The organism is Streptomyces botrytidirepellens (genome assembly GCF_003721215.1).
Classification (GTDB): domain Bacteria; phylum Actinomycetota; class Actinomycetes; order Streptomycetales; family Streptomycetaceae; genus Streptomyces; species Streptomyces himastatinicus.
The window spans coordinates 1-885 of sequence record NZ_RIBZ01000411.1; the positions used below are offsets into that span (position 1 = coordinate 1).

At 70.2% G+C, this 885-nt stretch carries 2 protein-coding genes; one reads left to right on the plus strand and one right to left on the minus strand.

Going from position 1 to position 885, the window contains the following annotated elements; all coding sequences use genetic code 11:
• Window positions 1–40: 40 nt before the first annotated feature.
• Window positions 41–325: a hypothetical protein gene (locus EEJ42_RS31240; RefSeq protein ID WP_425472989.1), complete on the minus strand. Its 285-nt coding sequence runs from the start codon at window positions 323–325 to the stop codon at window positions 41–43.
• A gap of 137 nt (window positions 326–462) precedes the next feature.
• Between EEJ42_RS31240 and EEJ42_RS31245 the strand changes: the two genes are divergently transcribed.
• On the plus strand, window positions 463–831 hold the full coding sequence (locus EEJ42_RS31245; protein WP_123105225.1) for an arsenate reductase family protein: 369 nt from the start codon (window positions 463–465) through the stop codon (window positions 829–831).
• Window positions 832–885: the final 54 nt, after the last annotated feature.

Sequence of the window (885 nt, forward strand, 5' to 3'; positions counted from 1 at the left end):
CCCGCCGCGCCGGGAATCGGCGCGGCGGGGGCCCGGACGGTCAGCGGTCGTTTTCCTGGAGGAGCGAGCGCACCATGCGGCACGTGGTGTTGGACGGCGGGTGCACGCCGATCCGGACCGCGGTGGCGCGTATCTTGCGGTTGCGCGCCTGCTCGGGGCGGTACACCCCGGAGTTGAGCAGGGCGATGGCCAGGCGCATGGCCTTCAGCCGGCGGTTGTGGGTCTCGTACCACTCACGCGGACGCCCGGCGGGCATGCGCTTCTTCGGCAGGGTCGTAAAGCTCGGCAGGTCCGGAAGAGGGGTAGCGGCAGTGGCCATCGGCATCCTCCTGGGACGGTCGGTGACGCTCTCTTTCAATGCCTCCATTCTACGGTGGGGCACTGACAAAGCAGCCTGGTCAGGTGCCAGATGACCGGGATTTGATGGGCGTTGCGCGAGGGGTCTCGCGGTACGGTTGCGCCATGGAGATCTGGATCAATCCGGCGTGCTCGAAGTGCCGCAGCGCGCTCAGTCTGCTCGACGCGGAGGGCGCCGGGTACACCGTCCGCCGCTACCTGGAAGACGTACCGAGCCAGGACGAGATCCGGGGCGTACTGGCCCGGCTCGGGCTCGAACCGTGGGACATCACCCGGACGCAGGAGGCCGCGGCGAAGGAGCTGGGGCTGAAGGACTGGCCGCGCGACGAGGGCGTGCGCGACCGCTGGATCGCGGCGCTCGCCGAACACCCCAAGCTGATCCAGCGGCCGATCATCACCGCCGACGACGGTTCCGCGTTGGTGGGACGTACGGAGGAGGCGGTGCGGGAGGCGCTGTCGCGCTCCACGGGCTGACTCCCGTACGCAAGCAACGTCGGGCCCCGGTCCCCGTGCCGAGCACGGGGACCG

Excerpts from the sequence above, each read along its gene's own strand:
- EEJ42_RS31240 (WP_425472989.1), bottom strand. The coding sequence starts at position 325 with ATGCCGATGGCCACTGCCGCTACCCCTCTTCCGGACCTGCCGAGCTTT.
- EEJ42_RS31245 (WP_123105225.1), top strand. The coding sequence starts at position 463 with ATGGAGATCTGGATCAATCCGGCGTGCTCGAAGTGCCGCAGCGCGCTC.